Raw genomic sequence first — 23,949 nt, 5'->3', positions numbered from 1 at the left:
CATGTCGATCGAAGTTCGTAACGTCAGCAAGCGCTTCAACGCTTTCCAGGCCCTGGACAGCATCAACCTGGATATCCACAGCGGCGAGCTGGTAGCGCTGCTGGGCCCGTCCGGCTGCGGCAAGACCACCCTGCTGCGCATCATCGCCGGGCTCGAGACGCCGGACCAGGGCAGCATCGTGTTCCATGGCGAGGACGTGTCGGGGCACGACGTGCGTGATCGCAACGTCGGCTTCGTGTTCCAGCACTACGCGCTGTTTCGCCACATGAGCGTGTTCGACAACGTCGCCTTCGGCCTGCGCATGAAGCCCAAGGGCGAGCGCCCGAACGAGACGCGTATTGCCGAGAAGGTCCACGAGCTGCTGAACATGGTGCAGCTGGACTGGCTCAGCGACCGCTACCCCGAGCAACTGTCCGGTGGCCAGCGCCAGCGTATCGCCCTGGCGCGGGCGCTGGCGGTAGAGCCCAAGGTGCTGCTGCTGGACGAGCCGTTCGGTGCGCTGGACGCCAAGGTGCGCAAGGAGCTGCGTCGCTGGCTGGCGCGGTTGCACGAAGACATCAACCTGACCTCGGTGTTCGTGACCCACGACCAGGAAGAAGCCATGGAAGTGGCCGACCGTATCGTGGTGATGAACAAGGGCGTGATCGAGCAGATCGGCTCGCCGGGCGAGGTATACGAGAACCCGGCCAGCGACTTCGTCTACCACTTTCTGGGCGACTCCAACCGCCTGCACCTGAGCGAGGACCACCACGTGCTGTTCCGTCCGCACGAAGTGTCGCTGTCGCGACAGGAGGTGGAAGGCCACCACGCAGCTGAAGTGCGTGACATACGCCCGTTGGGCGCGACCACGCGGGTGACGCTTAAGGTGGAAGGGCAGAGCGAGCTGATCGAGGCCGAGGTGGTCAAGGACCACGACAGCCTGACCGGGTTGGCCCGTGGCGAGACGTTGTTCTTCAAGCCGAAGGTGTGGCAGAAGGTCGGCAATATCTGAGGCCTTACGGGCCTCATCGCGGGTCAAGCCCGCTCCCACAGGGATATCACTGATCCAAGGGGCAGTGGAGTACCTGTGGGAGCGGGCTTGACCCGCGATGGGCCGCGAAGCGGCCCGCCTCACCACACCCCGATCTTCACCACGCTGTCCGCCTGCGGCTCCCCGTAGCGGAACCGCTCCCCCCGCCGCTCGATCTCCGCATGGCTGATCGTGGTGCGGCGCTTGAGCCCGCGCAGCCACTGCAACAGGTACCCCTGATGCACCTCGCGCACGCCGGCATGCGCCGGATCATCGCCCAGGTCTTGCCGCTCCTGCGGGTCTTCCTGCAGGTCGAACAGCTGCGCCCTGAAGCCGTCATACGCGATGTACTTGAAGCGCTCGCTGCGCACCATGGTCATGCGGCAACGGTCGATCGGCTGCCCCAGCCGCTCCCGCGCCGGGGTCTGGAACGCATAGTCGTACTCGGCAATCGCGTATTCGCGCCATCCCTGCGCTGTACCGTGCAGCAACGGTACCAATGACCGCCCCTCCAGCCGATGCTCGGCCCCCGGCAATCCCAGTGCGTCCAGAAACGTCGGCAGCGCATCGATGGTCTCCACCAGCCGCGCATCCACCGTGCCACGGGTGGCATCTGCCGCCCCACGCGGGTCGCGCACGATCAACGGCACACCCACCGCCTGCTCCAGCAGAAACTCCTTTTCCCCCAGCCCGTGGTCGCCCAGAAAATCACCGTGGTCGCTTGTGAACACGATCAGCGTGTCGTCCCAGCGCCCGGTGCGTCGAAGCACTTCGAACAGCCGTCCGAGCTGGTCGTCCACCTGCCTGATAAGCCCCATGTAGGTGGGGATCACCTTCAGGCGCACCTCCTCGCGGGAGAAGTTCACGCTCTCCTGATGCTGGCGGAACGCGCCATACACCGGGTGATCGCTGCGCCCGCCCGGCACCGCCGGCAGCACCTGCGCCGCGCCATACAGCGCGTGGTACGGCGCCGGCGCGATGTACGGCCAGTGCGGCTTGATGTACGACAGGTGCAGGCACCACGGCTGCTCGCCCTGTTCGGTGATGAAGTCGATGGCGCGGTCGGTGGTGTACACCGTCTCCGAATGCTGCTCGGGCAGGCGCGTGGGGCGGTCGGCGTGGCGCATGTGCCAGCCGCTGAGCACCTCGCAATCTTCGCCCTGCGCTGCATTGGCCCAGTCGTGCCAGGGGTTGTCGCCGCCATAGCCGTGTTCGCGCAGGTAACGGGTGTATGGGGCGCTCTCGCGCTTGTCGGCGAACTGCGGGTCGTCGGGGTAGATACCGTCATGGCGCACATAGGCTTCGAAACCCACTTCATCGAGCTGCCTGGCCATGTCGGCGTCGATGCCCAGTTGCTGTTGCGCCTGAAGGTTCGGCGTGGCGTGGGTCTTGCCCACCAGCGCGGTGCGGATGCCGGCCGGGCGCAGGTAGTCGCCCAGGGTCAGCTCCTCCAGCGGCAGCGGCACGCTGTTCCAGGCCACCTGGTGGCTGCTCACATAGCGCCCGGTGTACGCCGACATGCGCGACGGCCCGCAGATGGTGCCTTGAGTATAGGCGCGGCTGAAGCGCACCCCGGCGGCGGCCAGGCGGTCGATGTTGGGCGTGTGCAGGTGCGGGTGGCCGTAGCACGACAGGTAATCGCGACGCAGCTGGTCGCACATGATGTACAGCACGTTGCGCACGGGGGCAGGTTGGGTCATGGCGCTCACCGGTTGAAAGTCTGGTGGGTGATTTCGCCCTGCACGCCACGCGACCACAAGCGCATTTGCCGAATACCTTCGATGCGCCCGGCGCAACACCTCAGATGGCCAGGCGCTCCAGGTTGCACAGGTCCTGGTCGGCCTGATCGGTGGCGACGATCTGCGCGATCATTGCCTCGGCCAGCGGCGACAGGCGCTGGCGCGCACGGCTGACGATGCCGTAGCGGGTGTACAGCTCCTCGCAGTCGTCGTGCAGACCGTCGATGTTCAGGCGCACCAGTTGCTGGGCGGCGCTGTGCAGCGCATCGCTGTTGGCGCTGCAGATGCCGATCGCGTCGGAGTTCAGCACCACCCCCAGCAGGCTGTAGCCGTTCTCGCACTCGACGCTGGCGGTGAAGTCCGGGCGCCCGCTCAGGTCGCTGATCACTTTGCGCAGGTTGGGCGGGCGCAGGGTCACCGCCAGGGGGTAGGCCAGCAGTTGCTCGGCGCTGACGCTCGGCAGTTGCGCCAGCGGGTGCGCGGCGCGGCAGCAGAAGTGCCAGCGGCGCGGGCGCAGGCGCACGGTGTGGTAGGCCGGGTCGGCCTCGAAGCGGCGGGTGTCGGCCACGAAGAACTCGAACTCCTCGGCCAGCAGGCGCTTGTCCAGGTTCTGCCAGTCATCCACCTGAAAGCGCACCCGTGCCTTGGGGTAGCGCCCGATGAACGTGCCGATGGCACGCGGCACCAGCCCGGCGGCCGGCGCCGGGCCGCAGCCAAAGCGCAGCTCGCCGGCCTCCAGGCCGTTGAACTGGCTGATCTCGTTGCTCAACTGATGCGCGCCGCTGACCAGCCGGCGTGCATGTTCGAGCACCACCAGGCCCTGCTTGGTCGGCGCCAGCTCCTTGCTCGACCGGTCCACCAGCAGGCACCCGGCGCTGTGTTCCAGGGCCTGGATGCTACGGCTGAAGGCCGATTGCGAAAGGCTCACCGCGTTCGCCGCTGCCACGAAGCTGCGGTGCTCGGCAAGCGCGATCAGGTGGCGAAGCTGGCGTAGGTCGATATGCATTTTTCACATGAAAAGTATCGGGCAAATGCATTTGCTCTGCCTCGGCTGCACTCCTTATAAATGCAATCTCTTATGCAGTAAACATATGTGAAATCATAAATAAATAACTTTAAGGAATATAAATTCCTTGCCCAGGAGCCGCCCATGCGCCCGTCTTCCCCCGCCGCACCCTTGTCTTCCCGACGGCTCAAGCGCCTGCCGCTGGCCTTGCTGCTGGCCGGCAGCGCGCATTGGCTGCCGGCCCAGGCGGCCACCGACGCGGCGCCCGAGGTCAAGCCCGACAGTCAGCTCAAGGCCGTCACCGTGACTGCGCGCCGACGTGAAGAGAGCGCCCAGGACGTGCCCACGCCGATGAGCGTGCTCGACGGCCAGGCCCTGGAAAGCCAGCGCGTGTACCGCATCCAGGACCTTCAGCAGTTGGTGCCCAGCGTCAACGTGGCCTACATGCATGCGCGCCAGTCCAGCGTGTCGATCCGCGGCCTGGGCAACAACCCCGCCAGCGACGGCCTGGAAGGCAGCGTGGGGCTGTACCTGGACAACGTCTACCTCGGCCGCCCCGGCATGGCGGTGTTCGACCTCATGGACATCGAGCAGCTCGAAGTGCTGCGCGGCCCCCAGGGCACCCTGTTCGGCAAGAACACCACTGCGGGGGTCATCAACATCAGCACCCGTGCGCCCAGCTTCACCCCCGAGCGCAGCATCGAGGCCTCGGTGGGCGAGGACGGCTACTTCCAGACCAAGGGCACGCTTTCCGGCCCGCTCACCGAGACCCTGGCCGGTCGCTTCTCGGCCTACCGCACGCGCAGCGACGGCGACATCAGCAACGAGCACGACGGCCACCCCCTCAACGGTGGCGCGCGCCAGGGCTTTCGCGGGCAACTGCTGTACAAGCCCAGCGAGCAGTTCAACCTGCGCTGGATCGGCGACTACAACGAGGAAGACTCCAGCGCCGGCACCCGCGTGCTGTACAGCACCGGGCCGACCATCAACGGCGTCAACCGCTATGAAAGCCGTGCGGCGGCGGCCGGCGCCACGCTGGTCGACGGCCGCCACCGCAAGGTCAACCTGGACGACGACCAGAAGGTCACGGTGTTCCAGGGCGGCACCTCGCTGGAGGCCAACTGGACCCTGGACAACGACTTCACCCTGACCTCCATCAGCAGCTACCGCTGGTGGGACTTCACCCCGCGCAACGACGACGGCCTGGATGTGCCGGCGACCTACAACGCCGGGGTGTCGGTGCAAGACAAGCAGTACTCCCAGGAATTTCGCCTGGCCTCGCCCACGGGCGGCTTCTTCGACTACGTACTGGGCGCGTACTACTTCGGCTCCAACCTGGACAACAAGTCCTTCGCCTTCTACGGCCCCCAGGCCGACGTGTGGAACGGCACGCCGACCGGTGCGCTGGCCAACGTCAGCTCGGTGGGCAAGGGGCACATCAAGACCGACAGCTTCGCCCTGTTCGGCCAGGGCACCTGGCACCTCACCCCGCGCCTGGACTTCACCGCCGGGATACGCGGCACCTACGAAGAGAAAAGCGCCTGGGTCAACCGCAGCGCCCCGGTGGGCGGCGCTGCGGTCAGCGGGGCGGCGGCAGCGGTACGCCAGGGACGGGCCGGTGCGTATGACTCGGGCGACCTCAACCAGTACAGCACCAGCCCCTCGGGCCTGCTCAACCTCAGTTACCGCTTCACCGACGACCTGCTGGGCTACGCCACGCTGTCCCACGGCGAGAAGTCCGGCGGGGTCAACCTGGCGGTGGGCACCGCACCGGTGGCTGGCGCCGACTCGTTGCTGATCGGCACCGAGCGCGCCAACAACGCCGAACTGGGCTTCAAGAGCACCCTGTGGGACCGCCGCCTGCAACTGAACGCCAACCTGTTCTGGACCCAGGTCAACGGCTACCAGACCAACGCCTACGACGACGCCAACCGCGTGCAGTACCTGACCAACGCAGGCTCGGTGCGCTCACGCGGGGTCGAGTTCGACAGCACCCTGGTGCCGCTGCGCGGCCTTACGCTGAACCTCAACGGCTCGTTCAACGACGTGCGCTACCTCGCCTACAAGGACGCCCCGTGCGCGCCGGAGGTGGCTCTGCAACCGGGTGCCCCGGCCGCCTGCGACCTCAGCGGGCATCAGGTGGTCGGCGCCTCCAAATGGATCGCCAACGCCAACGGGCAGTACCAGTGGGACCTGGACAACGGCCTGCAGCCCTATGTCACCGCCAGCTATGCGTTCCGCTCCAGGGCGGTGGGCACGGTCGAGGACTCGGACTTCGCGCAGATCCCCAGCTACGCCGTGGTCAACCTCAGTACCGGCCTGCGCGGCGATGCCGGGGGCGGGCAGTGGGACGTGTCGCTATGGCTGAAGAACGCCTTCGACAAGACCTACTACACCACCCTGTGGAGCGCCGCCAACGGCGGCTACGAAGGGCTGCTCGGCACCCCGCGGACCCTGGGCGTGACCGGTCGCTATGACTTCTGAGGGGTTTTTCGATGCCTTTGGCGAATATTTTCGATGCCGCAAAGGCATTGCCAGATCAGCAATGCCCTCCAGCCCTTGATTGGCGCGGGCTAGAGCGGTTCAGCGGTTTTGTATATGCGATCAGGTTCTATCCATAACTTTAAAGATTACTTTAAGAGATAAGCAGCACGCGTCGATCATCCACCTCAGCGAAGGCCGGCCAGACCGGGCGGCCTTCGATGCACATGCACCGAACCTCCCAGGAGTTGATCAATGGGTAATGTCCAGACCGCCGCCAGTGCTCTCGATGTGCTTTGGCGCCAGGCGCCGGGCGGCGAGCTGGTCGACCTCGGTCGGCCGCACCGGTTGCCGCTGGCGCAACAGCGCTTGCAGCGCACCCCGCGTAGTGCCTTGAAGGGCCGCGAGAAGGTGCTGCTCGGGGTTTTCGCGCTGGTGCTGCATGGTGCCGTGGCCTACTGGGTCAGCCAGGCACCGGCCCCGGTGTTGCCGGTGGTTCCACCGGAAATCCCGCCGATGACCATCGAGTTTTCCCAGCCGGCGCCACCGGTTGTCGAGCCGCCGCCCCCGGCGCCGGCCGAGCCTGTGGTGGAGCCGCCACCGCCGGTGGTCGACGAGTTGGCCGTCAAGCCGCCGCCACCGCCCAAGCCGATACCCAAGCCCAAGCCCAAGCCAAAGCCGGTGCCCAAGCCCGAGCCCAAGCCTGCGCCCAAACCGGTCGAGCCGCCGCCGGCACCGCCACAACCTGCCGCCCCGCCTGCGCCACCTGCCCCGGCGCCGGTGACCCCGGCTTCGGCCAGCGCGGCGTACCTGAAGAACCCGGCGCCGGAATACCCGTCGCTGGCCCAGCGTCGCGGCTGGGAAGGCACCGTGCTGCTGCGGGTGCATGTGTTGCCCAGCGGCAAGCCTGGCGAGATCCAGTTGCAGAAGAGCAGTGGTCGCCAGCAGCTCGACGACGCCGCGCTGGCGGCGGTAAAGCGCTGGAGCTTCGTGCCGGCCAAGCAGGGCGACGTGGCCCAGGCGGGCTGGGTCAGCGTGCCGATCGATTTCAAGATTCGCTAAAAATTTCGCGCTAACAGAGAGAAACCATCATGAGTGTATTGGCATCCCCCCTTGAATCCATCGAAAGCGCGGTGATCTGGCTGCTGGTGGTGTTTTCCGTCGCGACCTGGGGCCTGGCCCTGGTCAAGGGCTTGCAGTTCGCCCGCCTGAAGAACCAGGACAAGCGCTTCCACAAGCAGTTCTGGGCGGCCTCAAGCCTTGATTCGGCCGCCGAACTCACCCAGACCCAGCCCGGCGCCGCCGCCCGCGTGGCCCAGGCCGGCTACGCCGCCATCGCGGTGGGCGAGCCCGGCCAGGCCAATGACCTGAGCCAGGCGATCAACCACCAGGACCGCCTCGAACGCGCCCTGCGCCAGCAGATCGTGCGTGAGCGCCGCTCGCTGGAAACCGGCCTGGCGGTGGTGGCCAGTATCGGCAGCACGTCGCCGTTCATCGGCCTGTTCGGTACCGTGTGGGGCATCATGGAAGCGCTCAAGGGCATCAGTGCGGCGGGCTCGGCGAGCCTGGAAACCGTGGCCGGGCCGATTGGTGCGGCGCTGGTGGCCACGGGTGTGGGGATCGCGGTCGCGGTGCCGGCGGTGCTGGTTTACAACTACTTCCTGCGTCGCCTGAAACTCACGGCGGCCGACCTCGACGACTTTGCCCACGACTTCTACAGCCTGGCGCAGAAGAGTGCCTTCCGCGTGCTGGTGCACCCTGCGCTTCACAAAGCTGCAACAGTGAGCGGCCAACCTGTGAAAGAGGCGTCCTGACATGGCCTTTTCTACCCAGGACAGTGACGAGGTACTCAGCGAGATCAACGTGACGCCGCTGGTGGACGTGATGCTGGTGCTGCTGGTGGTGTTCATCGTGACCGCGCCGTTGTTGACCAACGCGATCCCGATCAGCCTGCCCAAGACCGAGGCCGTGGCCCCGGTGGAGCAGAAGGACCCGCTGGTGGTGAGCATCGATGGGGGCGGCAAGTTGTTCATCAACAAGGACGAGATCCAGCCGGACTTGCTGGAGACCAGCTTGCAGGCGGCCAAGGCCAAGGACCCGGAGGTACGCGTGCAACTGCAGGCGGACGACGGTGTGAATTATGGGGAAGTGGCGCGCGCCATGGCCTCGATCGAGCGGGCGGGTATCACCAAGCTTTCGGTGATCACCGCGCGTTGAACACGATGCAACGGTAAGGGCAACGCATTCGGGGGCCGTATCCTGGCAGGGGACGGCCCCTTTTTTTATGCCCGTTCCGAGGGCGCCGATACCAGCGCCCACAGGGTTGCACACAACATTCGGAAAGCAGTTTTGGTTATTAATAAATAGCTTCTTATTCCTTTACGAATATAACCCCCGCCCTATACTTGCCCTCATGCAATGCAAACCCAGCAGGAGGCATCTCATGCGCAATGAGTCGATTCGTTACCTGATTGTGCCGGGCTGGCAAGGATCGCCAGACGATCACTGGCAAACCCACTGGCAGAACAGCCTGCCCAACAGTGCCCGCGTCGAACAGGCCGACTGGATCACCCCGCGTCGTGAAGACTGGGTTGCCGCGCTCGAACATGCCATCGCCGCCGACACCTCGCCGGTGATCCTGATCGCCCACAGCCTGGGCTGCATCACCGTCGCGCATTGGGCCGCCCACGCCAGCGAAACCCTGCTGCAGCAGGTACGTGGCGCACTGCTGGTGGCCCCGGCCGACGTCGAACGCCCGGCCTGTGCACCGGCCCTGCGCAACTTCGCGCCGATTCCGCAGAACCTGCTGCCGTTTCCCAGCCAGGTGGTCACCTCCGACAACGATCCGGCAGTCAGCGCGCCACGGGCGATGCAACTGGCTCGCGCCTGGGGCGCAGAAGCCGGTGTGCTCGGCGGCGCCGGGCATATCAACGTCAAGTCTGGACACCGGCGCTGGGAGCAGGGCTTTGCCTACCTCTATCGCCTGCAGAGCCGCCTGGAACAGCACGCACTGCGTCGCGCCTGACCCCGGGCGCTACCCTCTTTTTCATCAAGACGTCCGCGCCGTGAGTCGCTCGGGCGGGAGTTTGCCATGAGCCTTCACGACACCTACGGCCAGCCACTGCTGACCTTCCCCGAGAGCGACAAGAGCCCGTTGAGCATCCGCGCCAAGGCGCTGGTGTTCGTCGACCCGCGCTCGCGCCAGCTGCGCGAAGAGCTGGAGCTGCTGGCGCCGCTGGCCTTGCCCGTGCTGATCCGCGGCGAAAGCGGCACCGGCAAGGAGCTGCTGGCCCGGCAGATCCACCGCGCCAGCGACCGCGGCGGGCTGTTCGTCTCGGTCAACTGCGGCGCCATCAGCCCCACCTACGCCGACGCCGAACTGTTCGGCTACAGCGCCGGCGCCCACAGTGGTACCGCCAGCAGCCGCGCCGGCTGGTTCGGCTCGGCCAACGGCGGCACGCTGTACCTGGATGAAATCGCCGACCTGCCGCTGCCGATCCAGGTCAAGCTGCTGGCTGCCCTGGAAAACCGCGAAGTCACCCGCGTTGGCGCCCAGCAACCCAACCCGGTGGACGTGCGCCTGGTGGCCGCCTCCAGCATCGACCTGGCCCAGGCGGTGGCCGCCGGCAAGTTCCACGACCGTCTCTACCACTACCTGCACGAAGGCCGCCTCGAGCTGCCCGCGTTGCGCGAGCGGGTGGGCGATATCCTGCCGCTGGCCGAGTACTTCGTGGGCATCTACAGCCCGCGCCTGAACCTGGCCGTGCCGCCGCTGCTCAGCGAGGCCGCGCAGCGGGTGCTGGAACTGCACAGCTGGCCGGGCAACACCCGCGAACTGGAAAACGTCATTCACTTCGCCCTGCTGGTCAGCAGCGGGGAGGAAATACTGCCCGAGCATCTGAACCTGCCGGAAACCTTGACGCCGCTGGCCGCATTGGAGCGGCAGATCGAGGTGTTGCTGCGCGCAGGTGCAAGTGAGCGCAGTGGCCTGAAGGCCTTGCTGGAGAAGGTGGCGCTGCGGTTGGGTGTGTAGGCGTAACGCACAGGCGGTTGTCTGCGGAGCAACCGTTGCAGATGCGAATGAGGTGGATTACCTTCTTGCTTCGCAAGCCTTGGATCGCTTGAAGCATTGAAAGGATATTCATGAAAAACCTACCTTGCGCGGTACGTGTCTTCCTTGCCCAGGCCAGCCGCTGATGCGCCTGTCGATGCTGTGCATGAGCACGCTGCTCGCTTCCTTTTCGGCAAGCGCCGAGCTGGAGATTCTACCGCTCAGTGGCAATACCCATATCCAGAAGGTCATTGAGAAAAGGGCGGTCTCGCCCACGGCCGAGCCAGAGAAGAACTCGACCTTTCCTGGTTTCGAGCAATTCAGTTCGATGATCACACTCGCCCAGGCGAGCGACAGAAGGCTGGCTCAAGCCGTCCGATTCAAATCGCAATCCCGAGCAGCGATCGAGAAGTTGCAATGTCGGCTGTCCAAAGAACTCCCCTCCGGGGTCGAGATGAAGGAGGGCGGCTTGAACGGCGTCATGTCGCTTTATTCGTGCGGCGATGATTATGTGGTGACCTACGAGACCCACTATGAGCGCGAGCTGACACAGCGCGTGGTGGTTTACGACGATGATTACGCCAAGCCTCAGGACCCCGGCAAGCCCCTGGTGAAAACGTCGGAAAAAGTAATGGGTGGGGTCAGGAGGACAGGATTGCGCTGGATGAATTCCACGCATGAGATCAGGTATGACATCTACGCCAATGTGCAGGGTGATGGTGCACTCGAGAAGGAACTGGCCACTGTCATCACCGAGGTTGCCATCGAGACCGCTAATCGATAGACCGCGAGCATTGTCTGTTGCGGCGCCGGATGCACCTGGCAGGCCAGCCGGTGCTCTCTTCTTTATCAGTCAAAAAGATATAAGCGTCTGCATAAAAGATATTGTTAAGGAATAAAAAATCTCGGTATTGTCGCCTCCACGCCAGCTAGCACAATACTGGCACCCTCTCTTTCGCCGTCGACGATGGCTGTGATTCGAATAAGGACTGCGCATGAAAAAGGCTTTGTTGTTGACTGCATTGGCAGCCGCTCTGTCGGTTGCAGGTTTCGCCCACGCCGGCCAGAAGCTGGTGGTTGCCGCCACCCCGGTGCCCCACGCCGAGATCCTCGAGCTGATCAAGCCAACCCTGGCCAAGGAAGGCGTGGACCTGGAAATCAAGGTGTTCACCGACTACGTGCAGCCCAACGTGCAGGTCGATCAGAAGCGTCTGGACGCCAACTACTTCCAGACCCTGCCCTACCTCAAGAGCTTCAACGAAGGTAAAGGCACCCACCTGGAAACCGTGATCGGCGTACACGTTGAACCGTTCGGTGGCTACTCGAAGAAGGTCAAGAGCCTGGCCGAGCTCAAGGACGGCGCCACCATCGCCATCCCCAACGAAGGCTCCAACAGTGGCCGTGCGCTGATCCTGCTGCAGAAGGCCGGGCTGATCGAACTCAAAGATCCGAAAAACGCCCTGGCCACGCCCAAGGACATCGCCAAGAACCCGCACAACTTCAAGTTCAAGGAGCTTGAGTCGGCCCTGCTGCCACGCGTGCTGGACCAGGTCGACCTGGACATGATCAACACCAACTATGCACTCGAAGCCGGCCTGAACCCGGCCAAGGATGCCCTGGTGATCGAGGGTTCCGACTCGCCTTACGTGAACTTCCTGGTGGCGCGCCCCGACAACAAGGACAGCGACGCCATCCAGAAGCTGGCCAAGGCCCTGACCAGCCCTGAAGTGAAAGCCTTCATCGAGCAGAAATACAAAGGCGCGGTACTGCCGGCGTTCTGATTCGCCCGCTGTAGACCGCACGATGCAAAACGCCGACTCCGGTTACCGGGTCGGCGTTTTTTTTGAATGGGGTTTCAGCGTGGTGTGTTGACCGCGCGGCGCAGGGCCGTCAGCCATTTGATCAGTTCGCTGGGGTCGAGGGTCGGCTGGTCGCTGTTCATGGTGTTGTTTTCCTTGTGGGTTGAACGGCCCACGGGGCCGCGCACGACAGCTGTTTGATGGCGCGCGCGCGGGAAAGATCCCGCCTGCCACGAGGAAATTTGCGGTTAGTTTTTTGCGTGATATCAATATGCAATAAAGATATTTAAATAAATATTTTTATAGCTTTAGAGTATTACCAAAGTGCTTACCGGCACGCCCAACCCTAGCCGCCACCGCCCGTCTACCCTCGGGCCGGTTCGAGACCACCCCCATGCAGCGCACCCTGTTTCGGACGCCGAGGCCACGCCGATGAGCTTCGACGTCGCATTCATCCTCAGCACATTGCCCGCGTTTCTCAAGGCCGTCGGGGTCACCCTGCAGGTCGGCCTGATCGCCATCGCCACCTCGCTGGTGGTGGCCGTGATCAACACCGCGATCCTGGTCTACCGCACGCCCTACCTGCAGCGTGCCGTGGGCCTGTACGTGGAGCTGGCACGCAACACGCCGCTGCTGATCCAGCTGTTTTTCGTGTACTTCGCGCTACCCAGCCTGGGCCTGAAGATTTCCGGCTTCGCCGCCGCGATCATCACCATGACGTTTCTCGGCGGTGCCTACCTGACCGAGGTGCTGCGCGCCGGTGTCGAGGCGGTGCCCGCCGCACAGCTGGAGTCCGGGCGCTCCATCGGGTTGTCCGAAGGCCAGCTGCTGCGCCACGTGATCCTGCCCCAGGCCGGCATCCTCAGCCTGCCGGCGCTGTTCGCCAACTTCATCTTCCTGCTCAAGGAAACCACCGTGGTGTCGGCGGTGGCGGTGCCCGAGATTCTCTACACCACCAAGAGCTACATCGCCCTGTACTACAAGACCTACGAAATGCTCGCGGTGCTGACGCTGATCTGCGTGCTGCTGTTCTTGCCGTTGTCGCTGCTGCTGAGCCGCCTGGAAAGGAGGTTGCAACATGGCCAGTTCGGGTCTTGAACTGCTGCTGGTGTCGCTGCCGCAACTGGCCCAGGGCGCCGCGCAAACCCTGTCGATCTCGGCCCTGGGCATCGCCTTCAGCACCCTGGGCGGGGTGCTCTACGGCGTGCTCGCCACCCTCGGCAAGCGCAGCGTGAACCTGGTGCTGCGGGTGTACCTGGAGCTGTTTCGGGCGATACCGGTACTGGTGTGGCTGTACCTGCTGTTCTTCGGCCTGCCGATCTTCTTTGCCGTGAGCATTCCCAGCTTCTGGTGCGCGGTGCTGGTGCTGTCGCTGTGGGGTGCCAGCGAGGTGGGCGAGGTGGTGCGCGGTGCACTGCATTCGCTGCCGCGCGGGCAACGCGAGGCGGGGCTGTCGATCGGCCTGGATGGCTGGCAGCTGTATGGCTACGTGCTGCTGCCCCAGGCACTCAAGCGCATGACCCCGCCGACCATCAACATCTACACGCGCATCATCAAGACCAGTTCGCTGGCAGTGCTGATCGGCGTGGTGGACGTGATCAAGGTGGGCCAGCAGATCATCGAGCGCACCTATGAGTCGGTGCTGATCTACGGTGCGCTGTTCCTGTTCTTCTTTTTCATCTGCTACCCGCTGTCGGCCGCCTCGCGGGCGCTGGAGCGGCGCTGGACACACGCATGAGCGCATTGATCGAGTTCAAGGGTTTCAACAAGTTCTTCGGTGAGCACCAGGTGCTCAAGGACATCGACCTGCAGGTGCGCAGCGGCGAAGTGGTGGTGATCCTGGGCCCCAGCGGCTGCGGCAAGAGCACCCTGCTGCGCTGCCTCAATGGCCTGGAAGTGGCCCACGGCGGCAGCCTGACACTGGCCGGTAAAGAGCTGCTGAGCAAGGCCACCGACTGGCGCCAGGTGCGCCAGCAGGTGGGCATGGTGTTCCAGAGCTACCACCTGTTCGGCCACATGAGCGTGATGGAAAACCTGCTGCTCGGGCCGCTCAAGGTGCAGAAGCGCGAACGCCTCGAGGCCCAGGCCCAGGCCGAAGCACTGCTGGCGCGGGTGGGCCTGCTGGACAAGCGCGACGCCTATCCGCGCCAGCTTTCCGGTGGCCAGCAACAGCGTATCGCCATTGTGCGTTCGCTGTGCATGAACCCGCAGGTGATGCTGTTCGACGAGGTGACCGCCGCCCTCGACCCGGAGATGGTCAAGGAAGTGCTGCAGGTGATCCAGGGCCTGGCCCGCGACGGCATGACCCTGTTGATCGTGACCCATGAAATGGCCTTCGCTCGCGCGGTGGCCGACCGCATCGTGTTCATGGAGGCCGGCAGGATCCTTGAACAGAGCCCCCCCGAGAGCTTCTTTACGAACCCGCAGACCGCACGCGCGCAGCAGTTCCTGGAGAAATTCTCCTTTGTCGAAAGCCTGCCCAAGACACCACACAAGGAACTGTCATGAAGACTGCCCACGCTTCAAAACTGCTGCTGTCGCTGTTCACCCTGGCCGTACTGGCCGGTTGCAACAAATCCGAAGCGCCGAGCAAGCCTGCCGCCAATGCTGCAGCGCCGGCCACCAGCTATCTGGAAACCATCAAGGCCCGCGACAAACTGATCGTCGGCGTGTTCACCGACAAGCCGCCATTCGGCTATGTGGATGAAAGCGGGCGCTATGTGGGCTTTGACACCGACATCGGTCGCGAGCTGGCCAAGTCGCTGCTGGGCGACGAGAACAAGGTCGAGTTCGTGGCCGTGGAGCCGGCCAGCCGCATTCCCTTCCTGCAGAGCGACAAGGTCGACCTGATTCTGGCCAACATGACCGTGACCCCGGAGCGCAAGGAAGCGGTGGAGTTCACCAACCCCAACCTGCGCGTGGCGGTACAGGCGCTGGTGCCCGAGGGCAGCGAGGTGAAGAAGCTCGACGACCTGGCGGCCAAGACCACCATCGTCACCACCGGCACCACGGCGGACATCTGGCTGACCAAGAACCACCCGGACTGGAAACTGCTCAAGTTCGAGAAGAACTCCGAGTCGTTGCAGGCGTTGGCCAATGGCCGTGGCGATGCGTATGCGCAGGACAACCTGATCCTGTTCAGCTGGTCCAAGCAGAACCCGGGCTACCGTGTGCTGGACGAGAAGCTGGGCGAGGAAGCGCCGATTGCGCCGGCGGTGAAGAAGGGCAACATCGAGCTGCGTGACTGGGTCAACAGCGAGCTGGCGCGCCTGGGCGAGCAGAAGTACCTGCTCAAGCTGTATGACCAGTACGTGCGCAAGGAGCTTAGCGACGACACCAAGCCGGAGAGCGTGATCGTCGAGGGCGGCAAATGGCAGGGCTGAGGCCCTGACACCGCGTCGCTCTTATCGCGGGTCAAGCCCGCTCCCACAAGGACCGTCGCTGTCTGTGTGGGAGCGGGCTTGACCCGCGATGGGCCGCCCCGCGGCCCCGCCTTCTCTCCGGCCACCGCCCTTGCCCCACCCCCCGCGTCTGCCCCAACGCCTTCTCCAGCACGATGCAGTTGCTCTGCGCATCCTGCTCCAGCGCCGCGATCAAACGTGATGCAGGCGACACCACCCACCCCTCGCAACGTCGGCGCTGTGCTCAATTGCCCCCAGGGCAAGCGGCACGCGGAACCCTGATCTACGCTAACAGTCGCATCTAGCAACTGCCCAGAACCCACGCAAGGAGCCCGCATGACGGTGTCGCCCCCCAACCTGATCGTCTGCCTGGGGCTTGCGCTGCTGCTTGGCTGCGGCGAGAAGAAAGCCGCCGCACCCGACCTGCCCAGGGTGGCGGTGCAACAGGTCAAGGCCGGCGACTTTGCAGCCTCCGTGACCCTCACCGGCGATGTTCAGGCACGGGTGCAGGCCGACCTGTCGTTTCGCGTGGGCGGCAAGATCATCGAGCGCAACGTCGACGTGGGCGATCACGTCAGCGCCAATCAGGTGCTGGCGCGCCTTGACCCCAAGGACCTGCAAACCAATGTCGACTCGGCCAAGGCCGAGGTCTTCGCCGAACAGGCTCGCGTGACCCAGACTTCTGCCGCCTTCGTGCGCCAGCAGAAGCTGCTGCCCAAGGGCTACACCAGCCAGAGCGAATACGACGCGGCCCAGGCCGCCCTGCGCAGCAGCCAGAGCGCGCTCAAGGCCGCCCAGGCGCAACTGGCCAACGCCCGCGAACAACTGAGCTACACCGCGCTGATCGCCGAGGCGCCCGGGGTGATCACCGCGCGCCAGGCCGAGGTGGGGCAGGTGGTGCAGGCCACCGTGCCGATCTTCACCCTGGCCCGCGACGGCGAGCGCGACGCGGTGTTCAACGTCTACGAATCGCTGCTGATGGCGCCACCCACCCAGCAGGCGATCATCGTCAGCCTGCTCGACGACCCCAAGGTGCAAGCCAAGGGGCACGTGCGTGAAATCACCCCGACGGTCTCGGCGCAAAGCGGCACGGTGCAGGTCAAGGTCGGCCTGAGCGAGGTGCCGCCAGCCATGCAGCTGGGCTCGGTGGTGAGTGCCACCGCCAGGGCCGAGGGCACCCCGAGCATCGAGCTGCCGTGGTCGGCGCTGACCAAGGATGTGCATGACCCGGCGGTGTGGCTGGTGGGCCAGGACAACAAGGTCAACCTGCGCAAGGTCAAGGTGCTGCGCTACCTCACCGGCAAGGTGGTGGTGGGCGACGGCCTCAAGGGCGGCGAAACCGTGGTGATTGCGGGTGGGCAGCTGCTGCACCCGGACATGCAGGTGGAAGTGGCAGACCCAGCCGATATCGGGGTGACGCAATGAGAACCCTGTGGCTGATGTTCGCTTGTGTGTTGCTGGCCGCCTGCGCCGATGACGAGCCGCCGCCCGAGCCGGTGCGCCCGGTGCTGTCCCAGGTGGTGCAGGCGCAGGACCAGGCGCGCCTGGGGCGCTTTGCCGGCTCCATCCAGGCGCGCTACGAAAGCACCCTGGGCTTTCGCGTGGGCGGGCGCATCGCCCGGCGCTGGGTGGATGTGGGCGCCACGGTGAAGGCCGGCGACACCCTGGCCACCCTCGACCCCACCGACCAGCAGAACCAGTTGCGTGCCGCCGAAGGCGACCTGGCCAAGGTGCAGGCGCAGTGGATCAACGCCCAGGCCAACGCCCGTCGTCAGCAGCAGCTGTTCGACCGGGGCGTGGGTGCCCAGGCCCAGCTGGACATCGCCCAGACCGACCTGAAGACTACCGGCGCCTCGCTCGAACAGGCCAAGGCGGCGGTCAACCAGGCCCGCGACCAGCTCGGCTACAGCACCTTGCAGGCCGACCACCCCGCCGTGGTCACTGCCTGGCAGGCCGAGGCCGGGCAGGTGGTCACCGCCGGCCAGGGCGTGGTCACGCTGGCGCGCCCGGACGTCAAGGAGGCGGTGATCGACCTGCCCGCAGGCCTGGCCGACGAACTGTCGGGCGAGGTGAAGTTCCTGGTGGCCGCGCAGCTCGACCCCAGTGTGAACACCAGTGCCGTGCTGCGCGAGATCGAGCCCCAGGCCGACGCGGCCACGCGTACCCGGCGCGCGCGCCTGACCCTGGCCGACACCCCCGAGGCCTTTCGCCTGGGCACGGCCATCAGCGTCACCCTGAGCTCGGCGATCCAACCGCGCAGCGAGCTGCCGTTGAGCGCCCTGCAGGAGGTCGACGGGCACACCCGGGTATGGGTCGTCGACCCGCAGCAGCATACGGTTTCATTGCGTGACGTGAAGGTCAGCGAGCGGCTGGACAACAGCGTGGTGCTCAGTGCCGGCCTGCAGCCGGGCGAGCGTGTGGTCACGGCGGGGGTCAACAGCCTCAAGCCTGGCCAGAAGGTAAAAATCGATGAGGAAGGCCCGCGATGAAAGGAAGCTTCAACCTGTCGGAATGGGCACTCAAGCACCAATCCTTTGTCTGGTACCTGATGTTCGTCGCGTTGCTGATGGGGGTGTTTTCCTATTTCAACCTGGGCCGTGAAGAGGACCCCTCGTTCACCATCAAGACCATGGTCATCCAGACCCGCTGGCCCGGCGCCACCCAGGACGAGACCCTGCTGCAGGTCACCGACCGCATCGAGAAGAAACTCGAGGAACTGGACTCGCTCGACTACGTGAAAAGCTACACCCGGCCCGGCGAGTCGACGGTGTTCGTCAACCTGCTCGACACCACCAAGGCTGGCGACATCCCGCAGATCTGGTACCAGGTGCGCAAGAAGATCCAGGACATCCGCGGCGAGTTCCCCCAGGGCATCCAGGGCCCCGGCTTCAACGACGAGTTCGGCGATGTGTTCGGCTCGGTATATGCGTTCACCGCCGATGGCATCTCGATGCGCCAGCTGCGCGATTACGTCGAGCAGGTACGTGCAGAAATCCGCGAGGTGCCGGGGCTGGGCAAGGTCGAGATGATCGGCCAGCAGGACGAAGTGCTGTACCTGAACTTCTCCACCCGCAAGCTGGCGGCCCTGGGCATCGACCAGCGCCAGGTGGTGCAGGCGTTGCAGGCGCAGAACGCGGTGACCCCGGCCGGGGTGATGGAGGCCGGCCCCGAGCGTATCTCGGTGCGCACCACTGGCCAGTTCGCCTCGGAGAAAGACCTGGAGCAGGTCAACCTGCGCCTGGACGACCGCTTCTATCGCCTGGCCGATATTGCCGAGATCAGCCGCGGCTACGCCGACCCGCCCACGCCGATGTTCCGCTACGACGGCAAGCCTGCCATCGGCCTGGCCATCGGCATGAAGAAGGGCGGCAACATCCAGGCCTTCGGCAAGCAGCTGCACGAGCGCATGGAGGCCGCCACCGCCGACCTGCCGGTGGGCGTGGGCGTGCACACCGTGTCGGACCAGGCGGTGGTGGTCGAGGAGGCCGTGGGCGGCTTTACCAGTGCGCTGTTCGAGGCGGTGGTGATCGTGCTGGTGGTCAGTTTCATCAGCCTCGGGGTGCGTGCCGGGCTGGTGGTGGCCTGCTCGATTCCGCTGGTGCTGGCCATGGTGTTCGTGTTCATGGAGTACAGCGGCATTACCATGCAGCGGATCTCCCTCGGCGCGCTGATCATCGCGCTGGGCCTGCTGGTGGATGATGCGATGATCACCGTGGAGGTGATGGTCACGCGGCTGGAGAAGGGCGAGAGCAAGGAGCAGGCGGCCACGTTCGCCTACACCTCCACCGCCTTCCCGATGCTCACCGGCACCCTGGTGACGGTGGCGGGTTTCGTGCCCATCGGCCTGAACGCCAGCTCCGCGGGCGAGTACACCTTCACCCTGTTTGCGGTGATCGCCGTGGCGCTGCTGGTGTCGTGGGTGGTGGCGGTGCTGTTCGCGCCGGTGCTGGGGGTGCACCTGCTCAGCGCCAAGGTCAAGGCCCACGACGCCGAGCCCGGGCGTATCGGTCGCGGTTTCAACCATGGCCTGCTGTGGTGCATGCGCCACCGCTGGATCACCATCATCGGCACCGTGGTGCTGTTCGCCCTGGCGGTGTTCAGCATGCGCTTCGTGCAGAACCAGTTCTTCCCGTCCTCGGACCGTCCGGAGATCCTGGTGGACCTCAACCTGCCGCAGAACGCCTCCATCGACGAGACGCGCAAGGCGGTGGACAAGCTGGAGGCGACCCTCAAGGACGACCCGGACATCGTGCGCTGGAGTACCTACATCGGTCAGGGCGCGATCCGTTTCTACCTGCCGCTGGACCAGCAGCTGGAGAACCCGTACTACGCCCAGCTGGTGATCGTGAGCAAGGGTCTGGAGTCGCGCGAGGCGCTCACGGCGCGCCTGAAGGAGCGCCTGCGCAAGGACTTTGTCGGCATCGGCAGCTACGTGCAGTCGCTGGAGATGGGCCCGCCGGTGGGTCGGCCGATCCAGTACCGGGTCAGCGGCAAGGACATCGACCAGGTGCGCAAGCATGCGATCGAACTGGCGGCGCTGCTCGATGGCAACTCCCATGTGGGCGAGATCATTTACGACTGGAACGAGCCGGGCAAGGTGCTGCGCATCGACATTGCCCAGGACAAGGCGCGCCAGCTTGGGCTGTCGTCCGAGGACGTGGCCAACCTGATGAACGGCATCGTCAGCGGCTCGCCGGTGACCCAGGTGAACGATGACATCTACCTGATCGACGTGATCGGGCGCGCGGTGGACAGCGAGCGTGACTCGCCGCAGACCCTGCAGAACCTGCAGATCGTCACGCCCAGCGGCACCTCGATTCCATTGCTGGCGTTTGCCACGGTGCGCTACGAGCTGGAGCAGCCGCTGGTGTGGCGGCGTGACCGCAAGCCGACCATCACGGTCAAGGCGGCGGTGCGTGACGAGATCCAGCCGACTGACCTGGTGGCGCAGCTCAAGCCGCAGATCGACGAGTTTGCGCGTAAGTTGCCGGCCGGTTATCAGGTGGCGACGGGGGGCACGGTGGAGGAGAGCGGCAAGGCCCAGGGGCCGATTGCCAAGGTGGTGCCGTTGATGCTGTTTCTGATGGCGACGTTCCTGATGATTCAGCTGCACAGTGTGCAGAAGCTGTTCCTGGTGGCGAGCGTGGCGCCGCTGGGGTTGATTGGCGTGGTGCTGGCGCTGATCCCCACGGGTACGCCGATGGGGTTCGTGGCGATACTGGGCATTCTGGCGCTGGCGGGGATCATCATCCGCAACTCGGTGATCCTGGTGACGCAGATCGATGCGTACGAGGCCGATGGGTATGCGCCGTGGGATGCGGTGGTGGAGGCCACGGACCATCGTCGCCGGCCGATTCTGCTGACGGCGGCGGCGGCGAGCCTGGGCATGATTCCGATTGCGCGGGAAGTGTTCTGGGGGCCGATGGCCTACGCGATGATTGGCGGCATCATTGTCGCCACGTTGCTGACCTTGCTGTTTTTGCCGGCGCTGTATGTGGCCTGGTACAAGATCAAGGAGCCGCAGCGCGAGTGATGGCCCGTTCGCTGGCCGGCCTGCCCCTGTAGGAGCCGGCCTTGCCGGCGAAAGCCGTTGCACGGTTCAAAGCCAGATGGCATCCCAGTGCGGATAGTCCCCGATGTTTTGCACGAGCCCGGCCCGTAGAGGATTGGCCACGATGTAACGTGCCACTGCCTGGACATCCTCATCCTTGCGCAGCGCGCGATCGTGAAAGCCGTGTTGCCAAAGACGACCTTTTCGATGGAATGTCTTGTTCACCAGGCAGGTACTGCGGGATTTGATCCTGCGCATCAGCGACGCCAAAGTGCCGTGTTGCAGTTCGATCAGCCAATGCAGGTGATCTGGCATTAGCACCCAGGCCAGTGACTTGGCCAGGCGCTGGTGCTGGGCGTACTGCAGTTGCTCGACCATCAGGCGGGCGATTTGGAAGTCGCTGAAAACCGGGTGCCGGTTCTCGACCACACTGGTGAGCAGGTACAGCCTGCCGGGTTCGGAGAACCGGCCGCGCCGCAGGAGGTGAGCGTTTGAACGATCCATGTCAGTTTCCTTGAAAGGTAGAGATTTCAAGGTAGCTGTGGCGTTGTTGGTGAGACGTATGGCTTTGGTTCTTAATGTGTTCGGCCTGGCCTCTTCGCCGGCAAGGCCGGCTCCTACAGGTAGGGCGTCGTCTGTAGGAGCCGGCGTTGCCGGCGAAGCAGTCGACGCTGCTCAACGCCTGGCCGTTTCATCCTGGCTGTGTGGGCAGTTATCGAAGGTGCAGAGTAGTTGGCTATTGATGTGTTCTGGCTGGCCTCTTCGCCGGCAAGGCCGGCTCCTACGGGTAGAGCGTTGTCTGTAGGAGCCGGCGTTGCCGGCGAAGCAGCCGACGCTGCTCAACGCCTGGCCGTTTCATCCTGGCTGTGCGGGCAGCTGTCGAAGGTGTAGGTAGTTGGTTATTGATGTGTTCTGGCTGGCCTCTTCGCCGGCAAGGCCGGCTCCTACAGGTAGGGCGTCGTTTGTAGGAGCCGGCGTTGCCGGCGAAGCAGCCGACGCTGTCCAACGCCTGGCCGTTTCATCCTGGCTGTGCGGGCAGCTGTCGAAGGTGCAGGTAGTTGGTTATTGATGTGTTCTGGCTGGCCTCTTCGCCGGCAAGGCCGGCTCCTACGGGTAGGGCGTCGTCTGTAGGAGCCGGCCTTGCCGGCGAAGCGATCATCGCTTGTTCAACCCCCGCGCCAACCGGTCCCCGCCCAGCTGGATCAACGCCACCAGCACCACCAGCATCACGATCACCGTCAGCATGATCTGGCTGTCGAAGCGCTGGTACCCGTACCGGTACGCGATGTCCCCCAACCCTCCGGCACCAATCGCACCGGCCATCGCCGACGAATTGATCATGGTCACCAGGGTGATGGTGAAGCCGCCCACGATGCCCGGCAGCGCCTCGGGCAACAGCACATGCCAGACGATGTGCCAGCGCCGGCACCCCATCGCCTGCGCCGCCTCGATCAGCCCGTGATCCACCTCGCGCAGGCTCACCTCGGCAATGCGCGCAAAAAACGGTGTGGCCGCAATCGTCAGCGGCACCACCGCCGCCCACACGCCATACGTGGTGCCCACGATCAGCCGCGTGAACGGGATCAACGCCACCATCAGGATCAGGAACGGTATCGAGCGGAACAGGTTGACGAACGCCCCCAGCACGCGGTTCACCAGCGGCGCCTCGTAGATGCCGCCCTTGCCGCTGGTCACCAGGATCACCGCCAGCGGAATGCCCGCCAGCAACGCGATCAGCGACGACACGCCCACCATCAGCAGGGTGTCGAGCACTCCCTGCAACAATCGATCAAACCACATAGCCCAGCACCTCCACCTGCGCCGCCCACTGGCGCGCCCGTTCGATCACCTGCGCATGCCCGTGCGCCGAGTTGGCCACCGACACCACCAACTGCCCCAGCGCACGTTCCTGGATCGGTTCGATACCGCCCTGCAGCAGGCTCACCTGGCCGCCCAGCAACGCGAACAGCGTCGACAGTTCCGGTGCCTCGCGGTCGCGCCCGCTGACGCGCAGGCGCAGTACCAGCGCGGCCTGCGCATTCGGCGCCTCGGGCAGCAGGCGGGCCTGCAGGTGCTGCGGCAAGGCTGGCTGCAGCGGCGCCAGCAAGGTCTTGCTGACCGCGTGCTGCGGGTCGCCGAACACCTGCCACACCGCCCCCTGCTCGACGATGCGCCCGCGCTCGAGCACCACCACGCGATGGCAGATATCGCGGATCACCGCCATCTCGTGGGTAATCAGGATGATGGTCAGGCCCAGGCGCTGGTTGATGTCGCGCAGCAGCGCCAGAATCGAGCCGGTGGTCTCCGGGTCCAGCGCCGAAGTGGCCTCGTCGCACAGCAGTATCTGCGGGTCGTGCACCAGCGCGCGGGCAATCCCCACGCGCTGCTTCTGCCCGCCCGACAACTGCGCCGGGTACACCCCGTGCTTGTCCTGCAGGCCCACCAGCTCCAGCAGTTCGGCCACCTTGCGCTGGCGCTGGGCCTTGGGCACGCCGGCCACCTTCAGCGGCAGCTCGATGTTCTGCCACACGGTCTTGGCCGACATCAGGTTGAAGTGCTGGAAGATCATGCCGATGCGTCGGCGCAACGCCACCAGGTGGTCCTCGTTATGCTCGCCGATATCGACCTGGTCGATCAGCACCCGGCCGCTGCTGGGTTGCTCCAGGCGGTTGAGGGTGCGGATCAGCGACGATTTGCCGGCGCCGCTGCGGCCGATGATGCCGAAGATCTCGCCGCGCTGGATGTTCAGGTCGATGTCCGCCAGCGCCGCCGTGGCCTGCCCGGGGTAGGTCTTGTTGACGCCGATCAGGCGCACTTGCGCGCTGCTCAACTCAGGGTGCAGCGCGTGCCGTGGCGCGGGCTGCGCAGGTGGGCTGGGGTGCGCCGTCTGGCGGGCGGTGGCAGCACTCATC

Annotated in this window: 21 protein-coding genes and 1 pseudogene; 16 read left to right on the top strand and 6 right to left on the bottom strand. The window is 65.1% G+C overall.

The features are described 5' to 3' along the window. The first annotated feature begins 1 nt into the window (after position 1). Positions 2 to 991, top strand: a complete 990-nt coding sequence (locus NJH59_RS06375) for a sulfate/molybdate ABC transporter ATP-binding protein (RefSeq protein ID WP_043859900.1) — start codon at positions 2 to 4, stop codon at positions 989 to 991. A gap of 119 nt (positions 992 to 1,110) precedes the next feature. On the opposite strand, the gene NJH59_RS06370 is transcribed toward NJH59_RS06375, so the two are convergent. After that, positions 1,111 to 2,709: an alkaline phosphatase family protein gene (locus tag NJH59_RS06370; RefSeq protein ID WP_253086540.1), complete on the bottom strand. Its 1,599-nt coding sequence runs from the start codon at positions 2,707 to 2,709 to the stop codon at positions 1,111 to 1,113. Between the two features lie 100 nt (positions 2,710 to 2,809). Further along, entirely contained in the window at positions 2,810 to 3,754 is a 945-nt protein-coding gene (locus tag NJH59_RS06365; RefSeq protein WP_253086539.1) for a LysR family transcriptional regulator, read from the bottom strand. 144 nt (positions 3,755 to 3,898) lie between these two features. Between NJH59_RS06365 and NJH59_RS06360 the strand changes: the two genes are divergently transcribed. From NJH59_RS06360 to NJH59_RS06305, 12 genes are all read left to right on the top strand, one after another. Then, positions 3,899 to 6,238: a TonB-dependent receptor gene (locus tag NJH59_RS06360; protein WP_253086538.1), complete on the top strand. Its 2,340-nt coding sequence runs from the start codon at positions 3,899 to 3,901 to the stop codon at positions 6,236 to 6,238. Positions 6,239 to 6,490: 252 nt separating this feature from the next. After that, positions 6,491 to 7,297, top strand: coding sequence for an energy transducer TonB (locus NJH59_RS06355; RefSeq protein WP_253086537.1), 807 nt, complete (start codon positions 6,491 to 6,493; stop codon positions 7,295 to 7,297). Positions 7,298 to 7,326: 29 nt separating this feature from the next. Next, the gene (locus NJH59_RS06350) at positions 7,327 to 8,049 is read left to right on the top strand and encodes a MotA/TolQ/ExbB proton channel family protein (RefSeq protein WP_043859905.1); all 723 of its coding nucleotides are present in this window, start codon (positions 7,327 to 7,329) and stop codon (positions 8,047 to 8,049) included. A gap of 1 nt (position 8,050) precedes the next feature. Further along, entirely contained in the window at positions 8,051 to 8,452 is a 402-nt protein-coding gene (locus NJH59_RS06345) for a biopolymer transporter ExbD (RefSeq protein ID WP_043859906.1), read from the top strand. A gap of 226 nt (positions 8,453 to 8,678) precedes the next feature. Continuing rightward, positions 8,679 to 9,260 carry an alpha/beta hydrolase gene (locus NJH59_RS06340; RefSeq protein WP_043859907.1) on the top strand — a complete coding sequence of 194 codons (582 nt, stop codon included), beginning with the start codon at positions 8,679 to 8,681 and terminating at the stop codon, positions 9,258 to 9,260. A gap of 66 nt (positions 9,261 to 9,326) precedes the next feature. After that, positions 9,327 to 10,268, top strand: coding sequence for a sigma 54-interacting transcriptional regulator (locus tag NJH59_RS06335; RefSeq protein ID WP_043859908.1), 942 nt, complete (start codon positions 9,327 to 9,329; stop codon positions 10,266 to 10,268). 163 nt (positions 10,269 to 10,431) lie between these two features. Next, complete coding sequence (locus tag NJH59_RS06330; protein ID WP_054915895.1) at positions 10,432 to 11,070, top strand: hypothetical protein; 639 nt, start codon at positions 10,432 to 10,434, stop codon at positions 11,068 to 11,070. A gap of 211 nt (positions 11,071 to 11,281) precedes the next feature. Next, a complete protein-coding gene (locus tag NJH59_RS06325; RefSeq protein WP_043859910.1) occupies positions 11,282 to 12,067 on the top strand; it encodes a MetQ/NlpA family ABC transporter substrate-binding protein in 786 nt (261 codons plus the stop codon). A 450-nt stretch (positions 12,068 to 12,517) separates the two neighbouring features. Next, entirely contained in the window at positions 12,518 to 13,183 is a 666-nt protein-coding gene (locus NJH59_RS06320) for an amino acid ABC transporter permease (protein WP_043859911.1), read from the top strand. Continuing rightward, positions 13,164 to 13,823, top strand: a complete 660-nt coding sequence (locus NJH59_RS06315; RefSeq protein WP_043859912.1) for an amino acid ABC transporter permease — start codon at positions 13,164 to 13,166, stop codon at positions 13,821 to 13,823. Before NJH59_RS06320 ends, NJH59_RS06315 begins: the two co-directional genes overlap by 20 nt. Then, a complete protein-coding gene (locus NJH59_RS06310; protein WP_088514090.1) occupies positions 13,820 to 14,593 on the top strand; it encodes an amino acid ABC transporter ATP-binding protein in 774 nt (257 codons plus the stop codon). Before NJH59_RS06315 ends, NJH59_RS06310 begins: the two co-directional genes overlap by 4 nt. Then, the gene (locus tag NJH59_RS06305) at positions 14,590 to 15,468 is read left to right on the top strand and encodes a transporter substrate-binding domain-containing protein (protein ID WP_054915897.1); all 879 of its coding nucleotides are present in this window, start codon (positions 14,590 to 14,592) and stop codon (positions 15,466 to 15,468) included. Before NJH59_RS06310 ends, NJH59_RS06305 begins: the two co-directional genes overlap by 4 nt. A 127-nt stretch (positions 15,469 to 15,595) precedes the next feature. Here the strand turns inward: NJH59_RS06305 and NJH59_RS06300 are convergent. Beyond that, positions 15,596 to 15,718 (bottom strand): annotated as a pseudogene (locus NJH59_RS06300) (AAA family ATPase); the annotation flags it as partial. Between the two features lie 104 nt (positions 15,719 to 15,822). Between NJH59_RS06300 and NJH59_RS06295 the strand changes: the two are divergent. Genes NJH59_RS06295 through NJH59_RS06285 form a run of 3 tightly spaced genes read left to right on the top strand, consistent with a single transcriptional unit; the run spans position 15,823 to position 21,019 of the window. Beyond that, a complete protein-coding gene (locus NJH59_RS06295; protein WP_043861586.1) occupies positions 15,823 to 16,911 on the top strand; it encodes an efflux RND transporter periplasmic adaptor subunit in 1,089 nt (362 codons plus the stop codon). Continuing rightward, the gene (locus NJH59_RS06290; protein ID WP_043861587.1) at positions 16,908 to 17,975 is read left to right on the top strand and encodes an efflux RND transporter periplasmic adaptor subunit; all 1,068 of its coding nucleotides are present in this window, start codon (positions 16,908 to 16,910) and stop codon (positions 17,973 to 17,975) included. The genes NJH59_RS06295 and NJH59_RS06290 overlap by 4 nt, the downstream gene beginning before the upstream one ends. Continuing rightward, positions 17,972 to 21,019, top strand: coding sequence for an efflux RND transporter permease subunit (locus NJH59_RS06285; protein WP_043861588.1), 3,048 nt, complete (start codon positions 17,972 to 17,974; stop codon positions 21,017 to 21,019). Before NJH59_RS06290 ends, NJH59_RS06285 begins: the two co-directional genes overlap by 4 nt. A 66-nt stretch (positions 21,020 to 21,085) precedes the next feature. On the opposite strand, the gene NJH59_RS06280 is transcribed toward NJH59_RS06285, so the two are convergent. The 3 genes from NJH59_RS06280 to NJH59_RS06270 form a co-directional block, all read right to left on the bottom strand. Then, on the bottom strand, positions 21,086 to 21,541 hold the full coding sequence (locus tag NJH59_RS06280) for a transposase (protein ID WP_058541694.1): 456 nt from the start codon (positions 21,539 to 21,541) through the stop codon (positions 21,086 to 21,088). 651 nt (positions 21,542 to 22,192) lie between these two features. Further along, the gene (locus tag NJH59_RS06275; protein WP_054915900.1) at positions 22,193 to 22,837 is read right to left on the bottom strand and encodes a methionine ABC transporter permease; all 645 of its coding nucleotides are present in this window, start codon (positions 22,835 to 22,837) and stop codon (positions 22,193 to 22,195) included. After that, positions 22,827 to 23,948: a methionine ABC transporter ATP-binding protein gene (locus NJH59_RS06270; RefSeq protein ID WP_253086536.1), complete on the bottom strand. Its 1,122-nt coding sequence runs from the start codon at positions 23,946 to 23,948 to the stop codon at positions 22,827 to 22,829. The genes NJH59_RS06275 and NJH59_RS06270 overlap by 11 nt, the downstream gene beginning before the upstream one ends. Position 23,949 lies beyond the last annotated feature (1 nt).

Origin of the sequence: Pseudomonas sp. VE 267-6A, from assembly GCF_024126555.1 — a bacterium.
Lineage (GTDB): Bacteria > Pseudomonadota > Gammaproteobacteria > Pseudomonadales > Pseudomonadaceae > Aquipseudomonas > Aquipseudomonas palmensis.
Note: the sequence above shows the minus strand (reverse complement) of the source record. Positions and strands in the feature narration are given on the sequence as shown.

Excerpts from the sequence above, each read along its gene's own strand:
- NJH59_RS06375 (WP_043859900.1), top strand. The coding sequence starts at position 2 with ATGTCGATCGAAGTTCGTAACGTCAGCAAGCGCTTCAACGCTTTCCAG.
- NJH59_RS06370 (WP_253086540.1), bottom strand. The coding sequence starts at position 2,709 with ATGACCCAACCTGCCCCCGTGCGCAACGTGCTGTACATCATGTGCGAC.
- NJH59_RS06365 (WP_253086539.1), bottom strand. The coding sequence starts at position 3,754 with ATGCATATCGACCTACGCCAGCTTCGCCACCTGATCGCGCTTGCCGAG.
- NJH59_RS06360 (WP_253086538.1), top strand. The coding sequence starts at position 3,899 with ATGCGCCCGTCTTCCCCCGCCGCACCCTTGTCTTCCCGACGGCTCAAG.
- NJH59_RS06355 (WP_253086537.1), top strand. The coding sequence starts at position 6,491 with ATGGGTAATGTCCAGACCGCCGCCAGTGCTCTCGATGTGCTTTGGCGC.
- NJH59_RS06350 (WP_043859905.1), top strand. The coding sequence starts at position 7,327 with ATGAGTGTATTGGCATCCCCCCTTGAATCCATCGAAAGCGCGGTGATC.
- NJH59_RS06345 (WP_043859906.1), top strand. The coding sequence starts at position 8,051 with ATGGCCTTTTCTACCCAGGACAGTGACGAGGTACTCAGCGAGATCAAC.
- NJH59_RS06340 (WP_043859907.1), top strand. The coding sequence starts at position 8,679 with ATGCGCAATGAGTCGATTCGTTACCTGATTGTGCCGGGCTGGCAAGGA.
- NJH59_RS06335 (WP_043859908.1), top strand. The coding sequence starts at position 9,327 with ATGAGCCTTCACGACACCTACGGCCAGCCACTGCTGACCTTCCCCGAG.
- NJH59_RS06330 (WP_054915895.1), top strand. The coding sequence starts at position 10,432 with ATGCGCCTGTCGATGCTGTGCATGAGCACGCTGCTCGCTTCCTTTTCG.
- NJH59_RS06325 (WP_043859910.1), top strand. The coding sequence starts at position 11,282 with ATGAAAAAGGCTTTGTTGTTGACTGCATTGGCAGCCGCTCTGTCGGTT.
- NJH59_RS06320 (WP_043859911.1), top strand. The coding sequence starts at position 12,518 with ATGAGCTTCGACGTCGCATTCATCCTCAGCACATTGCCCGCGTTTCTC.
- NJH59_RS06315 (WP_043859912.1), top strand. The coding sequence starts at position 13,164 with ATGGCCAGTTCGGGTCTTGAACTGCTGCTGGTGTCGCTGCCGCAACTG.
- NJH59_RS06310 (WP_088514090.1), top strand. The coding sequence starts at position 13,820 with ATGAGCGCATTGATCGAGTTCAAGGGTTTCAACAAGTTCTTCGGTGAG.
- NJH59_RS06305 (WP_054915897.1), top strand. The coding sequence starts at position 14,590 with ATGAAGACTGCCCACGCTTCAAAACTGCTGCTGTCGCTGTTCACCCTG.
- NJH59_RS06295 (WP_043861586.1), top strand. The coding sequence starts at position 15,823 with ATGACGGTGTCGCCCCCCAACCTGATCGTCTGCCTGGGGCTTGCGCTG.
- NJH59_RS06290 (WP_043861587.1), top strand. The coding sequence starts at position 16,908 with ATGAGAACCCTGTGGCTGATGTTCGCTTGTGTGTTGCTGGCCGCCTGC.
- NJH59_RS06285 (WP_043861588.1), top strand. The coding sequence starts at position 17,972 with ATGAAAGGAAGCTTCAACCTGTCGGAATGGGCACTCAAGCACCAATCC.
- NJH59_RS06280 (WP_058541694.1), bottom strand. The coding sequence starts at position 21,541 with ATGGATCGTTCAAACGCTCACCTCCTGCGGCGCGGCCGGTTCTCCGAA.
- NJH59_RS06275 (WP_054915900.1), bottom strand. The coding sequence starts at position 22,837 with ATGTGGTTTGATCGATTGTTGCAGGGAGTGCTCGACACCCTGCTGATG.
- NJH59_RS06270 (WP_253086536.1), bottom strand. The coding sequence starts at position 23,948 with ATGAGTGCTGCCACCGCCCGCCAGACGGCGCACCCCAGCCCACCTGCG.